Source organism: Streptomyces sp. NPDC017993, assembly GCF_044328065.1.
In the GTDB taxonomy this organism is placed as follows: Bacteria; Actinomycetota; Actinomycetes; order Streptomycetales; family Streptomycetaceae; genus Streptomyces.
Genome location: NZ_JBIRGO010000009.1, coordinates 276,601 through 292,378 on the forward strand (window position 1 = coordinate 276,601; position 15,778 = coordinate 292,378).

General features: G+C 73.5%; 12 protein-coding genes. 5 read left to right on the top strand and 7 right to left on the bottom strand.

Annotation, left to right across the window (positions count from 1 at the left end):
- Positions 1-121: 121 nt before the first annotated feature.
- From ACH4FH_RS19130 to ACH4FH_RS19140, 3 genes are all read left to right on the top strand, one after another.
- Positions 122-556: a hypothetical protein gene (locus ACH4FH_RS19130; RefSeq protein WP_398557027.1), complete on the top strand. Its 435-nt coding sequence runs from the start codon at positions 122-124 to the stop codon at positions 554-556.
- A 199-nt stretch (positions 557-755) separates the two neighbouring features.
- Positions 756-1,922: an exonuclease SbcCD subunit D gene (locus tag ACH4FH_RS19135; protein ID WP_398557028.1), complete on the top strand. Its 1,167-nt coding sequence runs from the start codon at positions 756-758 to the stop codon at positions 1,920-1,922.
- Complete coding sequence (locus ACH4FH_RS19140) at positions 1,919-5,119, top strand: AAA family ATPase (protein WP_398557029.1); 3,201 nt, start codon at positions 1,919-1,921, stop codon at positions 5,117-5,119. Before ACH4FH_RS19135 ends, ACH4FH_RS19140 begins: the two co-directional genes overlap by 4 nt.
- Before the next feature lie 23 nt (positions 5,120-5,142).
- On the opposite strand, the gene ACH4FH_RS19145 is transcribed toward ACH4FH_RS19140, so the two are convergent.
- Positions 5,143-5,589, bottom strand: a complete 447-nt coding sequence (locus ACH4FH_RS19145) for an Lrp/AsnC family transcriptional regulator (RefSeq protein WP_398557030.1) — start codon at positions 5,587-5,589, stop codon at positions 5,143-5,145.
- 94 nt (positions 5,590-5,683) lie between these two features.
- Between ACH4FH_RS19145 and ACH4FH_RS19150 the strand changes: the two genes are divergently transcribed.
- The gene (locus tag ACH4FH_RS19150; protein ID WP_398557031.1) at positions 5,684-6,211 is read left to right on the top strand and encodes a rhodanese-like domain-containing protein; all 528 of its coding nucleotides are present in this window, start codon (positions 5,684-5,686) and stop codon (positions 6,209-6,211) included.
- A gap of 97 nt (positions 6,212-6,308) precedes the next feature.
- Here the strand turns inward: ACH4FH_RS19150 and ACH4FH_RS19155 are convergent, their stop codons facing one another.
- From ACH4FH_RS19155 to ACH4FH_RS19175, 5 genes are all read right to left on the bottom strand, one after another.
- Positions 6,309-7,736: a GNAT family N-acetyltransferase gene (locus ACH4FH_RS19155; RefSeq protein ID WP_398557032.1), complete on the bottom strand. Its 1,428-nt coding sequence runs from the start codon at positions 7,734-7,736 to the stop codon at positions 6,309-6,311.
- Between the two features lie 144 nt (positions 7,737-7,880).
- Entirely contained in the window at positions 7,881-9,575 is a 1,695-nt protein-coding gene (locus tag ACH4FH_RS19160; RefSeq protein ID WP_398557033.1) for a DUF885 domain-containing protein, read from the bottom strand.
- Between the two features lie 204 nt (positions 9,576-9,779).
- The gene (locus ACH4FH_RS19165; protein ID WP_398557034.1) at positions 9,780-11,165 is read right to left on the bottom strand and encodes a GNAT family N-acetyltransferase; all 1,386 of its coding nucleotides are present in this window, start codon (positions 11,163-11,165) and stop codon (positions 9,780-9,782) included.
- Positions 11,166-11,248: 83 nt separating this feature from the next.
- Positions 11,249-12,823 (bottom strand): alkaline phosphatase D family protein, encoded by a 1,575-nt coding sequence (locus ACH4FH_RS19170; protein ID WP_398557035.1) that lies wholly within the window; start codon positions 12,821-12,823, stop codon positions 11,249-11,251.
- Between the two features lie 239 nt (positions 12,824-13,062).
- On the bottom strand, positions 13,063-13,893 hold the full coding sequence (locus tag ACH4FH_RS19175; RefSeq protein ID WP_398557036.1) for an alpha/beta fold hydrolase: 831 nt from the start codon (positions 13,891-13,893) through the stop codon (positions 13,063-13,065).
- A 213-nt stretch (positions 13,894-14,106) separates the two neighbouring features.
- Between ACH4FH_RS19175 and ACH4FH_RS19180 the strand changes: the two genes are divergently transcribed.
- Entirely contained in the window at positions 14,107-14,991 is an 885-nt protein-coding gene (locus tag ACH4FH_RS19180) for an RNA polymerase sigma-70 factor (RefSeq protein ID WP_398557037.1), read from the top strand.
- On the opposite strand, the gene ACH4FH_RS19185 is transcribed toward ACH4FH_RS19180, so the two are convergent.
- A complete protein-coding gene (locus ACH4FH_RS19185) occupies positions 14,978-15,652 on the bottom strand; it encodes an aspartate/glutamate racemase family protein (RefSeq protein ID WP_398557038.1) in 675 nt (224 codons plus the stop codon). The genes ACH4FH_RS19180 and ACH4FH_RS19185 overlap by 14 nt on opposite strands.
- Between the last annotated feature and the right edge of the window lie 126 nt (positions 15,653-15,778).

Sequence of the window (15,778 nt, forward strand, 5' to 3'; positions counted from 1 at the left end):
GCTGCGAAGTCCTTCGTGAGGCGCGTCATATCTGGACGGGCTGATTCGGTGCTTCCAGCGTCGCGCGGGGGGCGTTCGGGGGCCCCAGGGTCCGGCGCGACCGACGAAGGGGAACACCACGATGCGCTTACCCGCGCGCATCTCCGGAGCCGCCGTGGTCGCCTCGGTCGTGCCGCTGCTGGTCCTCACCTCCTCGTCCGCCGGCGCCGGGGTCCCGCCACCGTCCGCACAGGCGCCGCAGCCGCGAACGCACGCCACGGCCGCTGTGTCGACGGCACCCGTGGAATGGTCGTCGCGGCAGGGCACGGCCGCCGCCTCCGGCACCTGCCGGCAGGTGAAGCGCGCCGGTTCGCTCGCCGAACTGATGATCGACGGACAGCTGACGAACACCGGCCGCGGCTGCTACTCGCTCTGGCTGATGTGGACCCCCGACTTCGCCGGCGAACCGCCCGAGAAGCACGCCACCCAGTGCGGAACCGGGAACGGTCCGGGTCGGCCACCACCTGCGCGGCCACCGCGTCACGACCACCGGGACGCTCCACCTCTGCGCAGGTGACACCACCCCCCCCAGGACGCCCCGGGCCGCGGTCCGGGCGCGTCGCTGACGGCCTGGCCCCTCGACGGCGCGCGGCCCGGGGGCACGGCCGGGCGGAGTGCAGGCCGCGACTAGAGTGTCCGGTGCCGAAGGAGTCCGGTACCGGCCGGTGCGGTCATGCAGCAGTTGGAGAGGTAGCGGTGCGGGTGGGGGCTCTGACGTGAGGATCCTGCACACCTCGGACTGGCACCTCGGGCGGTCGTTCCACCGCGTGAGCCTGCTCACCGCCCAGCGGACCTTCCTCGACCATCTCGTCGAGACGGTCCGCGGCCGGCAGGTCGACGCGGTGCTCGTCGCCGGGGACATCTACGACCGGGCCGTGCCGCCGCTCGCCGCCGTGGAACTCTTCGACGACGTCCTGCACCGCCTCGCCGACCTCGGCGTCCCCACTGTCATGATTTCCGGCAACCACGACTCCGCCCGCCGGCTGGGCGTCGGCTCCGGGCTGATGCGGCAGGCCGGCATCCATCTGCGGACGGACCCGGCGGCGTGTGCCACGCCCGTGCTCCTCGACGACGAGCACGGTCCGGTCGCGCTCTACGGGCTGCCGTACCTCGAACCGGCCATGGTGCGCGAGGAACTCGGCGCCCGGCGCGCCGATCACGCCGAGGTGCTGGGGGCGGCGATGGACCGGGTGCGCGCCGACCTGGCGGACCGGCCCACGGGCACCCGCTCGGTGGTCCTGGCGCACGCCTTCGTCACCGGGGGCGCCGTCAGCGACAGCGAGCGCGACATCACCGTGGGCGGGGTGGCGTCCGTCCCGGCGGCGGTCTTCGACGGCGTCGACTACGCGGCGCTCGGGCATCTGCACGGCGCCCAGACGCTCTCCCCGCGGGTCCGCTACTCCGGATCGCCGCTCGCCTACTCCTTCTCCGAGGCCGGCCACCGCAAGTCGTCGTGGCTCGTCGACCTCGACGCGGCGGGTGAGGTGCACGCCGAGCGGGTGGACTGCCCCGTACCGCGCCCCCTGGCCCGGCTCCGCGGAACGCTGGAACAACTCCTCGACGACCCGGCGTTGGCCGCAGGCGAGGAGGCGTGGGTCGAGGCGACCCTCACCGACTCCTCCCGCCCCCACGAGCCCATGGCCCGACTCGCCAAGCGTTTCCCGCACATCGTCAGCCTGGTCTTCGACCCGGACGAGGGGCCCGCCCGCTCGCTGGCCTCGTACGCCCAGCGGCTGCGCGGCCGCAGCGACCAGGAGATCGCCGAGGACTTCGTGGAACATGTACGGGCCGGGCGCGGTGCGGACGCGGGCGAGCGGGCCGAACTGCGGTCGGCCATCGACGACGTACGCGTCGACGACACCGTGCGCGAGGTGGCGCGATGAGGCTGCACCGGCTGACGCTGACGGCCTTCGGGCCCTTCGGCCGCACCCAGACCATCGACTTCGACCGCCTCTCGCGCGAGGGGCTCTTCCTGCTGCACGGGCCGACCGGAGCGGGCAAGACCTCCGTCCTGGACGCCGTCTGCTTCGCGCTCTACGGGTCGGTGCCCGGGGCCCGGCAGAGCGGGCAGTCGCTGCGCAGCGATCTCGCCGATCCGCTGACCCTGACCGAGGTCGTCCTCGAACTGACCGTCGGCGACCGGCGGTTGGAGATCACCCGGCTCCCCGAGCAGCCACGCCCCAAGAAGCGGGGCAGCGGCACGACGCGGGAGAAGGCGCAGAGCCGGCTGCGGGAGTACGTGCCCGCGGAAGCCGGGGGCGAGCCCGGAGGCGGTGCGGACGGAGCCGGTCACTGGAAGGCGCTGAGCCGCTCCCACCAGGAGATCGGCGAGGAGATCGGCCAGCTCCTCGGCATGAGCAAGGAGCAGTTCTGCCAGGTCGTCCTGCTGCCGCAGGGCGACTTCGCGCGCTTTCTGCGCGCCGACGCCGAGGCTCGCGCACGGCTGCTCGGACGCCTCTTCGACACCCGCAGGTTCGCCGCCCTCGAAGAACAGCTGAACGCACGCCGCAAGAGCGCGGCCGACCGGGTCGCCGCGGGCGACGAGCAACTGCTCGCACTGGCACACCGGATGGCGCAGGCGGCCGGTGAGTGCGCCGACCTCGCCGATCCGTCGGTCCCCGCGCCCGCGAGCGCCGCGCAGCCCGTACCGCCCCGCGGACGCCGCAGTGCCACCGCCGGACGGGGACGGGCGACCGTGCCCGGCCAGGGCGGGCCCGCCGGCCGCGCCGTGAACGGCAGCCGCGCCACCGCAGCCGATCCGGCCGCGGGACACCCCGACGCCCCCGGCCCCTCGGAGCCGGGATTCGCCGAGGCCGTACTGGTCAGAGCCGCCGTGGCCCGAGCGGGCGCACGGGAGCGGCTGGACATCGCGCGGGCCGCGGTGTCCGCCGCGGAAGAGGCCGAGCGGGGCGACGCCCGGTGGCTGGAGGAGGCCAGGGAGCGCGACCGTCTGCAACAGCGGCATGCCGACGCCCACCGGCGCGCCGCCCGGCTCGACGCCGGTACCGAGGAGCGGGAGCGGACCCGCCGCAGGCTGGAACGTGCCCGCGCCTCCGCGGAGGTCGCCCCCGCCCTCGCGTTGCGCGACGCCGCCCGCGGCGAGCTTGACGCCGCGCAGCGCGACGAGCGCCGGCACCGGACGCAGCTTCCGCCGGACCTCGCCGACGCCGCGGGCGAGCGGCTCGCCGCCCGCGAGCGCGAGGTGCGGGAGGAGCTGGGAGCGCTTGCCGCGGCACGCCGCGCCGAAAGCCGGGCCGCCGACATCGCCCTGGAGCGCGCCGCGCTCGACCGTGAGGCACGCGCCGATGAGCAGACACTGCTGGACGCCGCGGAGTGGCTGGCCGGCTGGGAGACGGCCCGCAAGGCCCACCAGCAGCGCATCGAGACGGCACAGGACGCCGCGACCCGGGCCGAACAGCTCGGCGCGCTGATCGCCCCGGCCGCGGAGCGCCTGGACGCCGCCCGGCGCCGGGACCGTATCGGCGCAGAAGTGCGGGCGGTCGAGGAGGAGTTGCTCGCCACCCGGGAGCGGGCCGCCGCGGCCCAGGAGCACTGGCTCGACCTCAAGGACCGGCGGCTGCGCGGCATCGCCGCCGAACTCGCGGACGGCCTGCGGGAGGGGCAGCCCTGCGCGGTGTGCGGTGCGACCGAGCACCCCGACCCGGCCAAGGCGGACGCCGGTCACGTCGACCGGGCGACCGAGGAGGGCGCGTTGGCCGCCTACCGGAGCGCCGAGCAGGAGCGCCAGGAAGCGGAGCGGCAGCGGCAGTCCGTCAAGGAGGCACTGGCCGGCGTGGCGGCCACGGCGGGCGACACGCCGACCGGCGAACTCGCCGCACATGTCGAGCAGTTGCGGGCCGACCATGCGCGCGACCGCACGGCCGCCGCGGATCTGCACGCCGCCCGTGAGACGCTGGACCGTGCTGAGCGCGAGTACGAACGGCGCCGCACCGCGCAGCAGCAGGCCGAGCGCCGGGTCGCCGCGCGCACCTCGCACCGCGAGGCGCTGGAGCGCGAACACGCCGCTCTGGCATCCGAGTTGGACCGCGCCCGAGGTGGCAGCGCCAGCGTCGCCGACCGGGCACGGCGACTGGAACGGCAGGTCACCCTGCTCGCCGCCGCGGCCGAGGCGTCCCGCACGGCGGGCTCCTGCGCCGAACGGTTCGAGGAAGCCACCACCGGGCTGACGGACGCCGCCCATCGCGCCGGATTCGACACCCCGCAGGCCGCCGCCGAGGCGCTGCTGCGGGACGGTGAGTGGCGTGCGCTGCAGCAGCGGCTGGACGCGTGGCAGGCCGAAGCGGCAACGGTGGCAGCGGAACTGGCCGATCCGGCGGGCGTGGCGGCAGCGGCTCTGCCGCCCGCGGACCCGCAGTCCGCACGTGTCGCCCTGGACGCCGCGGAGCAGCGGCTTCGGACCGCCTTCGCGACCCACTCCGCGGCCCGCGAACGCTGCACGGAACTCGACCGGCTGTCGGCCCGCGCCGCCTCCGACGCCCGGGATCTGGCCCCGCTGCGCGCCGACCACGACCGGATCGCCCGTCTCGCCTCGCTCGCCTCGGGCACCTCGTCGGAGAACGAGCGGCGGATGCGCCTGGAGTCCTACGTCCTCGCCGCCCGGCTGGAACAGGTCGCGTCAGCTGCCAGCGCGCGGCTGCACCGGATGTCGGCGGGCCGCTACACCCTCGTGCACTCCGACGAGCGGGCGGGCGGCGCCCGGCGCTCCGGTCTCGGCCTGCACGTCATCGACGCCTGGACCGGCCATGAGCGGGACACCTCCAGCCTCTCCGGTGGCGAGACCTTCTTCGCCTCGCTCGCGCTGGCGCTCGGACTCGCCGACGTCGTCACCGACGAGGCCGGCGGCACCCGGCTGGACACCCTCTTCATCGACGAGGGCTTCGGCAGCCTCGACGAACAGACCCTCGACGAGGTGCTCGACGTCCTGGACTCCTTGCGCGAACGGGACCGCAGCGTCGGCATCGTCAGCCACGTAGCGGATCTCAGGGCGCGCATCCCGGCGCAGCTGGAAGTCGTCAAGGACCGGTCGGGATCGACCGTGCGGCACCACATCCGGCACTGAGGACGCCGCAGGGACGGCGGTCCTCAGTGGCCGACCGGACGGCGGGGGAGTGGAGAGGAGTAGACGACGCTGGTGGTCACCGCGCCGAGCGCTCCGATGCGGCCCGACACCTCCTCCAGATGCTTCATGGAACGGGCGGCGACCTTGATGACGAAGCAGTCGTCACCCGTGACGTGGTGCGCCTCCAGTATCTCCGGCGTGGTCTCCAGCAGATCGTGGAACGGCTTGTAGTTGCCGTTCGGATAGCGCAGCCGCACGAACGCGAGGACGGACAGACCGATCCGCTCCGGGTCGATCACCGCCGCGTAACCGGAGATCACCCCGGCGTCCTCCAGCCGCCGCACCCGCTCCGTGACGGCGCTCGCGGACATGTTCACGGCGCGTGCCAGCTCGGCGTAGCCCGCGCGGCCGTTGCGCTGCAGGACATCGAGGATGCGCCAGTCGGTGGCGTCGGGGGAATAACCGGTCATCTCCGCTGTCTAGCAGTGAAATCACCGGCAGATCAAGGGTTCTACCGGTGATCATCACTTCTCAGGCCGAGCGGCGCACCATAGATTTTCGGCCATGACCACACAGACACCGCAGCGTGCAGTAGCCACCGGCGGCCCCGTCGGCACTTCCGCCGGGTCGCTTCCGCACCCCGTTCTCGCCGTCCCGCCCGCCACGCCGGATGACGCCGCCGCGTACTTCGCCGCGCGCCTCGCCTTCCACACCGACGTCGCCGATGTCCACCGCGCGCTCGCGGCAGGCGCCCGCGATCTGGTGGTCGTCGACTCCCGCAGCACCGAAGCATGGGACCAGGGGCACGTCCCCGGCGCCGTCCATCTGCCGACCGCCCGCATGGCGCAGGACGCGCGGCAGATCCTCGATCCGGCGGTCCCGGTTGTTGTCTACTGCTGGGGCCCCGGCTGCGACGGTGCCACTCGCGCCGCTCTCGCTCTGGCCCGGCTGGGCTACCGCGTCAAGGAGATGCTCGGCGGCATCGAGTACTGGATCCGGGAGGGCTACGAGGTGACCACCCGGCTGGGGCCGCAACGCCGTCCGGCCGACCCCTTGACGGCGCCCGTGGACGCCGAGGACTGCGGCTGCTGACCCGCGGCGGGGAGCGGGGAAGGGGGCCGGGGGAGCGAGAGAAGCGGTGAGAGCGGGAACCCATGCCGACGGGACGACCGGCGACCGTCTCTCCCGTTCATTCGCCCCGTCCACCGGCGGCCCCCGCCTCAGCCCCGGCCCGCGTCTGCATCCCGTACTCCCGCAAGCCCTCGCGTTCGCCGACGAAGCGGAAGCCGGCGCGTGCCAGCACGCGCTGCGAGGGCGCGTTCTCCGGCTCCGTCAGAGCGCAGATCGTCCGCACCTCCGGGCGGTCCGCCGCCCATCCGGTCAGCAGTCGCACCGCGTCGGTCGCCCACCCGGCGCCGCGTGCGGAGGGCGAGAGGTCGTAGCCGATCTCCACCCGGCCCTCCGCGTCGGGCGGGCCGTGGAAGCCGATGCTGCCCAGAGCGGTGCCGGTCCCGGCGTCGGTGAGGACGTAGCCGCTCCAGCCGGGGCGCTTCAGGCCGGCCGCGATGGCTTCGCGTACGGCGATCTCGGCGCCTGCGGAGGTGGACCGGGGTGGTGTGCCGTCCACCCAGTCGTACCCCGCGGGCTCGCCGTCCGCGACCTGTGCCGCCGCGGTCGGCAGCAAGGCGCGCAGGGCGAGCCGGCCCGCCGTGAGCGTCAGCGGGAAGCCCGCTCCGACGGCGACCAGCGCCTCGAACAGCGGCCCCGCGTCGGCCCCTTCGGGCAGCCCGCTGACCTGGCCGTCGCCGACCTCCACCACACGCCAGACACCGTCCGAGCGACGTACCACATCCGTGGTGACGAATCGGCAGCCCAACTCCCGCACGGCGGCAGCCACCCCGGTCAGATCGGGCACCGGGCGCAGCTGCGGAGTATCGGGATGCGCGCCGACCAGCACCGGCTCGCCGTCCACCCACCACACCCGGGCCTCGCCCGCGGCGTCGAACGACTCGAAGGCGCGCAGCACCACACCCCCGGTCAAGGAGTCCTCCTGGAGGGCCACGAATTTCTCGACGACCGACGCCAGCCGGGCGGTGTCGGCCGCGTCGGGGACGTAGGCGGCCTCCGCCCACTCGTGTTTGCGGGACTTCACCCAGTCCTTGACGACGAGCGGCCGGCCGCCGAACGGCTCGGCCAGCCGCGCCAGTTCCGCTTCCCCTGGGGGGCTGCCGGGTGGACAGGGCAGCCACGCGCTGAGTGGCGTGAAGGCGCTGAACGTCGCGTACCAGCCGGGGAGTTCATGGGCGGTGCGGTATCCGTCGGGAGAGGTCAGCGGATGACAGCCTCGTGCCGAAAGGGCCGCGGCCAGCGCGGCGTAGCGCTCCGCGGGCAGCATCCAGCCCCGATACCAGACCGGGCCGGCGTCGCGCGGCACCCGTGCGACCGCGCCTGCGTCGTCCCCGGCGAGCAGCGCCTCGTGATCCAGCACCGCGGTCGCCGTTCCGGCCGCCTGCGCCGCCGCCGCCTCCGCGGCGAAGTGCGGGTCGGTACGCCGCGCGCGCAGCGGATCGCCGGGGAGCAGAATGAGCGGCCTGTCCGCCGCGGAGCCCACTGTCATGTCAGCGGACCCTACGGACGGTTACGGGCGGCCACAACACGAGGCGGGCCCGCCGAACGCGCGGGACCGACGGCCGGTGGGTGGCCGGCGGCCGGGCCACCGCTCCGCCCTGCCGCCGGCCCTCGGCCGGTCACCCGTCGGACGTCAGAGCGCCGACAGCTCGCTCAGCAGGTCGTCCAGGCCGAGCGAGCCCTGCGAGAGGGCCGCCATGTGCCATGCCTTGAGGTCGAAGGCCGCGCCGTGCCGGGCACGGGCCGCCTCCCGGCCCTTGAGCCAGACACGCTCGCCGAGCTTGTAGCCGATCGCCTGCCCGGCCATCCCCTGGTAGCGGATGATCTCGCTCTGGACGAAGTCGGCGGGCCTGCTGCAGTGGCTCGACAGGAACGCGTGCGCCAGCTCGGGCGTCCAGCGCTCACCCGGGTGGAAGGGCGAGTCCGCCGGGATCTCCAGCTCCAGGTGCATGCCGATGTCGATGATGACGCGGACCGCCCGCATCATCTGCGCGTCCAAATACCCCAGCCGCCGCTCGGCGTTGCTGAGGAAGCCCAGCTCGTCCATGAGGCGCTCGGCGTAAAGCGCCCAGCCCTCCGCGTTGGCGCTGACGATGCCCACGGTCGTCTGGTAGCGCGAGAGGTCCGCGGCGACATGCGCCCACTGGGCCAGCTGGAGGTGATGGCCCGGCACGCCCTCGTGGTACCAGGTGGAAACCAGGTCGTAGGCCGGGAAGCGGGTCTCGCCCATCGTCGGCAGCCAGGTGCGGCCCGGACGGGAGAAGTCCAGCGACGGCTGGGTGTAGTACGGGGCGGCGGCGCTGCCCACCGGCGCGATCCGCGATTCCACCCGCCGCACCCGCTCGGCGAGCTCGAAGTGCGTGCCGTCCAGGGCGTCGATGGCCTCGTCCATGAGCGACTGGAGCCACTGCCGGGTCTCCTCGACGCCCTCGACGGCCTCGCCGTTGTCGTCGAGCCAGGCCAGCGCCTCCCACGGGGTCTCGGCGCCCGGCAGGATCTTCTCGGCCTCGGTCTCCATCTCGGCCAGCAGCCGGTGGAATTCCGACCAGCCGTAGGCGTACGCCTCGTCCAGGTCGAGGTCGGCGCCGTTGAAGTAGCGTGCCAGGCGGGCGTAGCGCTCCCTGCCGACGACATCCGGTGCGTCCGCGACCGCGGGGGCGTAGTCGTCGCGGAACCAGTCACGCAGCTCGACCAGGGCGCCGGTGGCCACCCCGGCCGCCTCGGTGAGCTCGGCGCGCAGTGCCTGCGGGCCCGCGTCGGTGAAGTCGGCGAACCAGCTGCGGTCCGTGCCGATCCACTCGGTCAACTGCCCGACGACGGTGACGACTTGCAGCGGTCCCGCGGGGAGGTCCCGCTTGAGACCGGCCTCCAGCGAGGCGCGATAGCCCTCCAGCGCGGCGGGTACCGCGCGCAGCCGCCGGGCGATCGCCGCCCAGTCCTCGTCGGTCTCGGCGGGGGTGATCGTGAAGACCTCGCGGATGTGGTGCAGCGGCGAGCTGAGGTTGCTGACGGTGCGCAGGCCCTCGCCCGCCTCGTGCACGGCGAGTTCGGCGGTCAGCCGCTCGCGCAGCAGCCGGGCGCAGACCTTTTCGGTGGCGCTGTCGGCGCCGGGCCGGGCCTCGGCCTCGGCGAGCCGCTCCAGCGTCGTACGGGCGAGCTGCGCCACCGCTTCCTGGCCCGTCGGCGAGAAGTCGGGGAGCTGACCGGAACTCTCGGCGATGCCGAGGAAGGTGCCGGTGATCGGGTCCAGGTCGACGAGTGCGTCGACATAGGCATCGGCGACCTGGCGGGGCAGCGGGCCGCCGCCGGAAGAAGTGGTGTTGGACATGCGGGCCATCCTCGTACGGATGCCCCGCCGCGTCACCATCATTCAGCCGGACGTTCCTGTCACTTTACGAAACGGTGGCCCGATCCGGGGGACCTCGGTGCCGGCCGCGCGTGGCCGCCCGGTACGCGCCGACCGCCGGGGTGCGCTCGGCACCCCGGCGGTCGGCGCGCGTCAATACGCCCGCGCGGGACGGGCGGCAGCAGCTCAGCGACGGCCGGAGCCGTCCTGCACCCGGATGATCTCCCGGGCCTCCCGGCGGGCCGGGACGGGCGCCGGACGAGCGGTGATCACGAGCGTGCCCTCTTCGATCTGGTAGTCCAGCGGCAGCCCCAGGCCCCGCATCGCCGCCACCATGCCCGTGTTGGACGCCTGGGTGATGGCGTACACGCTGTCGCAGCCCGCCTCGGCCGCCATCACCACCAGCCGGCGCAGCAGCTCCGCGCCGATGCCCCGCTGCTGCCAAGCGTCTTCGACCAGCAGTGCGACCTCGGTCTCGTCGCCGTCCCACAGCAGATGGCCGAGCGCGACCAGGCGGCCGGATGCGGTCTCCACCGCCAGGGTGCGGCCGAACCGCGGGCTGAGCAGGTGCCCGAGGTAGCGGTCCGCGTCGGAGACCGGGCCGTGGTAGCGCAGCGCGAGGGTGCCGGAGGAGCAGCGGTCGTGCATCGCGCGGGCGGCGGTCTGGTCGGACGGGCCGGCGCGGCGGATGGTGATCTCGTTGCCCTCGGGCAGCGTCAGCACATCCCGCCGCGGTGGGACCCGCTGACCGAGCCGGTTGTCCAGCTCGGTCAGCGCGCGCACCCGGGCGAACTCGGTGGGCGTGAACGGCAACTGCGGCCTTTCGATGGTGAGAGACCCCCCGGAGGGGTCGCGGAACTTCATGAGGTGCTCCTCCAGTACGCCCTCGACGGGCACCCGCTCGGCGAGCGGCTGGCCGCTCAACGACCGGGCGGGCACCGAGTGGATGGTGCAGCGGCCCAGCAACTGCCGAAGGGCGAGGGGCAGTTCGGCCGAGTCCAGCGCGGTGCGTGTCGCCAGCCCCAGCATCCTGGTCGGTGCGTCGACGAGATCGTGGGCGTCGGCCCGCTCCAGCCAGGTCTGCGCGCCGCCGGCGCCGGACACCGCACGGGTCAGCTCTTCGGGCTGCACCGCGGTCGGCGCGCGCAGCAGGAACTCGTCGACGGTGCCGTCGGACAGGGGGTGGGTCTGCAGGCTGAGGATGTCCACCCGCTGCGCGGCCAGTGCCGTGCACAGGGCGGCCAGGCTGCCCGGCTCGTCCCGGACCGTGGTCCGCATCCGCCACAGCGTCGTCTCGTGACCGCGGGCCTCGGGCCCGGCGGCGGAGGACGACGCCGTGGCGCCGGTATCGGTCGGCGGCGGGGCGTTTTCGTGTCGGCGTGACCACCAGATGACGCCCGAGGTGGCGAGCAGGGCGACGGCCGCGGCGCACAGCAGCGCCGGGCCCGAGAAGCCGAGGGTGTGGGCAACGGTGTCCGCGACCGCCACGGCGGTGATCAGGGCGGCCAGCTCGATGACGTCCCTGCGCCAGTGGTGGCGGCGGGAGCTGTTGGCAGAGGATGCTTCAGTCATGCAGACAGCCTCGCCGACCGGTGTTGCCTGATCGCCAACACATTGTGTCGGACGGGTAAAAGACGTAATCGACGCATTGGCCTTTACTGCCCCACCTGTCCAGGTTGCAGTACCTTGCTGAACAGCACCTCGCCGCCTTCCTGCCGCAGCCGCACCGTCAGCTCCCCGCTGCCCCCGTCGATGTCGATCTCGCCGAAGTACTGCGGACTCTCCGCGGGGGAGGTGTTGGCACGGTCCGGCGCCTTGATGAACGCCTGAGTGGGCCCGAAGGTTCCGTCCAGCTTGAGCGCCTGGAAGCCGCCGGCGTTCAGCGGCCCCGAGACGAACTCCCAGAACGGCGCGAAGTCCTTGAACGCCGCCCGCTCCGGTGCGTAGTGCTGCGCCGAGGTGTAGTGGACGTCCGTCGTGAGCCACACGGTGCCGGTCACCCGCTGGTGCTTGATGTGCCGCAGCAGCTCCGCCAGCTGCAGCTCACGGCCCAGCGGAGCACCCGGATCGCCCTGGGCGACCGCTTCGAAGTTCGTCTTGCCGTCGGGGACGACGAGGCCCAGCGGCATATCGGAGGCGATCACCTTCCAGACCGCCTGCGAGCGGGACAGCTCACGTTTGAGCCAGCGCAGCTGTTCGGCGCCGAGGATGCCCTGCGGGTCGTCCGTCTGCCGTCCGGGCGAATTGCCGTTGCGGTAGCGCCGCATGTCCAGCACGAACACATCGAGCAGCGGGCCGTGCCGCACCACGCGGTAGACCCGCCCGCCCCCGTCCGCGCGCAGCGTACGGACGGGGAAGTACTCGCCGAACGCGCGCAGTGAGCGCGCGGCGAGCACATCCGCGTCCTTCTCGGTGTACCGGGCGTCGTCGAGCAGCTGTCCCGGATACCAGTTGTTGTGGACCTCGTGGTCGTCCCACTGCACGATCGTGGGCACCTGGGCGTTGAACCGGCGCAGGTTGTCGTCCAGCAGGTTGTAGCGGAACGCGCCGCGGAACTCCGCGAGCGTCTCGGCGACCTTCGCCTTCTCCTCGGTCGTGACGTTCCGCCAGATACGGCCGTCCGGCAGCGTCACCTCGGCGGTGATCGGGCTGTCCGCATAGATGTTGTCGCCGCTGCACAGGAAGAAGTCCGGGTTGCGGCGCCGCATCTCCTCATAGATGCGGTAGCCACCGCGGTCCGGATTGATCCCCCAGCCCTGCCCGGCCAGATCGCCCGACCAGTGGAAGCGGACGTCCTGGCGGCGGCGCCGGGGCGCGGTCCGGAAGGTGCCGGTGACCGGCTCGCCGGTGTGCCGCGGGTCATCGGGGTCGGCGAGCAGCACCCGGTAGTGGATCTGCTCGCCGTCCGGCAGCCCGTGCAGCGAGGTGACGCCGGTGAAGTCCGTGCCGGCTCCGATCACCGGGCCGTGCCAGGTCCTGGCGTCGCGGAACGACTCGGTGGCGGCGGTCTCGACCACCATCCGGGCCGGTCGGTCCGACCGTACCCAGACCAGCCCGGAGGACGTCGTGACATCCCCGACCTGTACGCCCCACTCGGCGCTCGGCCGGTTGCTGCGTGCCTGCGCCGGTGCGGCACAGGACAGGGCGGGCAGCGCCAGCGCCGCGGACCCGGCCGCCGTGCCGTGCAGCAGTGTCCGCCGTCCGAAGCGCCTGCCGGATCCCGGCACCATATGAACCTCCATCGCTCGATCGACCTCGGTGACGTCCCGTTCGTACCGCTGCCCGATGCCCCGCGGCCGAACATGCGGTGAACACCTGCCGGTGCTCGTGTCCGTCGGGCCACCGGTCCGGGCCATGGTCGCAAGCGCGCGGGCCGATCGCCTAGACGTCGTTCCGGCCCGGGCGGTTCCTGAAGGGTGTGGCCGACGCACCGGACCGGGTGGCCGGGCAGCGGCAGCCGGCGCGGGCGTCAGCCCATCGTGTCGAGGATGACCCGGGCGACCAGCGCCGGATCGTCGTTCATCGGCACATGCCCGCAGCCCGGCAGGCGCACCAGCCGTGCGCCCGGGATCGCCTGCTTGGCGCGCACCCCCTGGCGGCGCAGCAGCAGACGGTCCCGGCTGCCCCAGGCGATGGTCACCGGGACGTCCGGCACATCGGCGGTGAACCGGACCGCGCGGCCGGCTGCCAGGGTCGGCGCGAATCCGGGGGCGGTACGCAGCGCCCGGGTCTCCGCGACGACCGCATCGGCCGAACGGCGCCCGGGGTGGGCGTAGATGGTGCCGGTCAGCGAGGCGCGCCCGAGGGCGGACCGCGCCAGCGACTCCACGACGGGCTCCGGCAGCGCCTGCGCGCCGGCGTACATGCCGCGCAGGACACCGAACGCGTAGCGACGCTCCGCAGGTGTCCAGAACCCGCCCGGCGAAAGGGCGGTGACCGACCGTACGGCGTTGCGGCGGCCCAGCTCCAGAGCCAGCAGGCCGCCCAGCGAGTTCCCGGCCACGTGGGGCCGCTCGATGCCCAGTTCCGTGAACGCCGCGGAGAGGAGCGAGACCACTGTCGGAATGTCGTAGGAGCAACCGCCGGGCAGGGCGGGGGAGGCGCCGAAGCCGGGCAGATCCATGGCGATGACCTCGTGTGAGGCGGCGAGGATGTCGCAGACCGGACGCCACGCCTGGAGGTGATGGCCGATGCCGTGCAGCAGGACGAGGGGCTCACCCGCGCCCTTGCGCTCGTAGGCCACCGTGCACGGCGGCCGGTCTGCGGAGGTGATGCGGGCGAAGGAGACCGGGGCGGCCATGGGGACTCCTCAAGAGTTCGCGTGACGTGCGTTGTTGCCGGATGTGGGCAGCCACGATGCCAGGAATGGCTACTGAGCGGTACGGGGGAGGGGGATCGGAGCCCGCCAGGGCCCGGAGCACGCTCGGAAACTGTGCCGCACGCCACGTGGCGTGCGCCTCACACTCCGCCGTTTCGGCTGGACAAGGCGACGGCGGACCGGTGGGATGGAAGAGTGCTGACGGATCTTGCGACCGAAGTCTTCGAGGAGCACCGACCGGTGCTGCACGCCGTGGCCTACCGCATGCTCGGCCGCGTCGCCGATGCCGAGGACGTCGTCCAGGAGGCGTGGCTGCGCTGGTCGGCGGCCGACCGCAGCGAGGTGCGCGAACCGCGCGCCTACCTGGTGCGCGTGACCACCCGACTGGCCATCGACCGCCTCCGGCAGGTCCAGTCGCGCCGCGAGTCCTACGTGGGTCCCTGGCTGCCGGAACCCCTCGCCACCGAGGCCGCAGGCAGCGCCCCCGACACCGCGGAGCGGGCGGTGTTCACCGAGACCGTCACACTGGCGATGCTCGTCGTCATGGAAGCCCTCTCGCCGCTGGAGCGGGCCGTCTTCGTGCTGCGCGAGGCGTTCGGCTATCCGTACGGCGAGATCGCCACCGTCCTGGACCGCGGTGAGGCGGCGGTACGCCAGCTGGCGGCACGGGCCCGGCGGCATGTGGAGGAGGGCAGGCCCCGATTCGAGGTCAACCCCGAGCGGCAGCGCGAGCTGACCGAGCGGTTTCTCGCCGCTGCGGCGGGCGAGGACCTCAAGGGCCTGCTGCGCCTGCTCGCCGCCGACGCGCGGCTGGTCGGGGACAGCGGCGGGAAGGCCAAGGCGCCGCTGCGCATCATCCGGTCGGCGGACAAGGTCGCCCGGTTCCTGGTGGGTGTCGCCGGCAAGCAGGCGCCCGGCATGGAGTTCAGCATCCTGGAACTCAACGGCGGGGTCGCGCTGTTGGCCCACTACGGCGGATTGCCGGACACCGTCATCCAGCTCGATGTCGTGGACGGCCGGATCACGACGGTCTATATCGTGCGCAACCCCGACAAGCTCGTCTCGCTCACGGCGAGCTGACCACCGGCGACCCCGTGCGGGCGGCCTCCCGCACGGCGGCCCGCAGCCCCGAACGCGGGCTCGACAGCACCGGCACGCCGCTCCCGCCGGCGTCCGTCATCCGCGCGGCAGCCGGTGCCATCGATGCCTGCGCCAGAACGATCGCGTCGGTGTCCCGTTCCTCCTGCGCGGCGGCGGCCACCGTCGTCAGATAGCCGTCCTCGTCCCCCGCTTCGAAGCGCTCCCAGGCGTCCGGCACCAGCACCTTGCGCACGCTCACGGTACGTCCGGCCCGCTCCGCCTCCTCCGCGATCAGATCCGCGGTGGGCCCCAGCGTGCTCGACACCGTGGCGAGCACCGTGACCCGCGTGCCGGCGGCGACGGCGGCCGCGGCCATCGGCCGGTCCACCCGCAGCACCGGCAGCCCGAGTGCCGCGCCCGCCCTCTCGGCGACCGAACCGATCGTCGAGCACGTGCACAGCCCCGCCCGGGCGCCGTCGCGCACCGCTCGTCCGAGTACGTCCGCGACCTGCCCCGCCACTGCTTCGGGGCCCTCCTCCCTTGCCCGGGCGAGCAGTTCGGGGTGGACGAGGTGGCGGAGCGCGAACCCCGGGGCATCCTCGTCGCGCAGCGCGTCGAAGACCGGGACGTGGACGGGCGAGGTGTGCAGCAGGGTGAGCATGGCGGTGAGGGTAGCGAGAGTCGTCGCAGGTCGCGCGGTCGGCCCCGGTCGCGCCCGGGCGGACTGTCCACCGGATGGGGCATTGGTCTTGACCAAGGGTGAGGGCGGCCATATCGTCGGGATACT

Coding starts and splice junctions, on each gene's coding strand:
- ACH4FH_RS19130 (WP_398557027.1), top strand. CDS start 122: ATGCGCTTACCCGCGCGCATCTCCGGAGCCGCCGTGGTCGCCTCGGTC.
- ACH4FH_RS19140 (WP_398557029.1), top strand. CDS start 1,919: ATGAGGCTGCACCGGCTGACGCTGACGGCCTTCGGGCCCTTCGGCCGC.
- ACH4FH_RS19145 (WP_398557030.1), bottom strand. CDS start 5,589: ATGACCGGTTATTCCCCCGACGCCACCGACTGGCGCATCCTCGATGTC.
- ACH4FH_RS19150 (WP_398557031.1), top strand. CDS start 5,684: ATGACCACACAGACACCGCAGCGTGCAGTAGCCACCGGCGGCCCCGTC.
- ACH4FH_RS19155 (WP_398557032.1), bottom strand. CDS start 7,736: ATGACAGTGGGCTCCGCGGCGGACAGGCCGCTCATTCTGCTCCCCGGC.
- ACH4FH_RS19160 (WP_398557033.1), bottom strand. CDS start 9,575: ATGTCCAACACCACTTCTTCCGGCGGCGGCCCGCTGCCCCGCCAGGTC.
- ACH4FH_RS19165 (WP_398557034.1), bottom strand. CDS start 11,165: ATGACTGAAGCATCCTCTGCCAACAGCTCCCGCCGCCACCACTGGCGC.
- ACH4FH_RS19170 (WP_398557035.1), bottom strand. CDS start 12,823: ATGGTGCCGGGATCCGGCAGGCGCTTCGGACGGCGGACACTGCTGCAC.
- ACH4FH_RS19175 (WP_398557036.1), bottom strand. CDS start 13,893: ATGGCCGCCCCGGTCTCCTTCGCCCGCATCACCTCCGCAGACCGGCCG.
- ACH4FH_RS19185 (WP_398557038.1), bottom strand. CDS start 15,652: ATGCTCACCCTGCTGCACACCTCGCCCGTCCACGTCCCGGTCTTCGAC.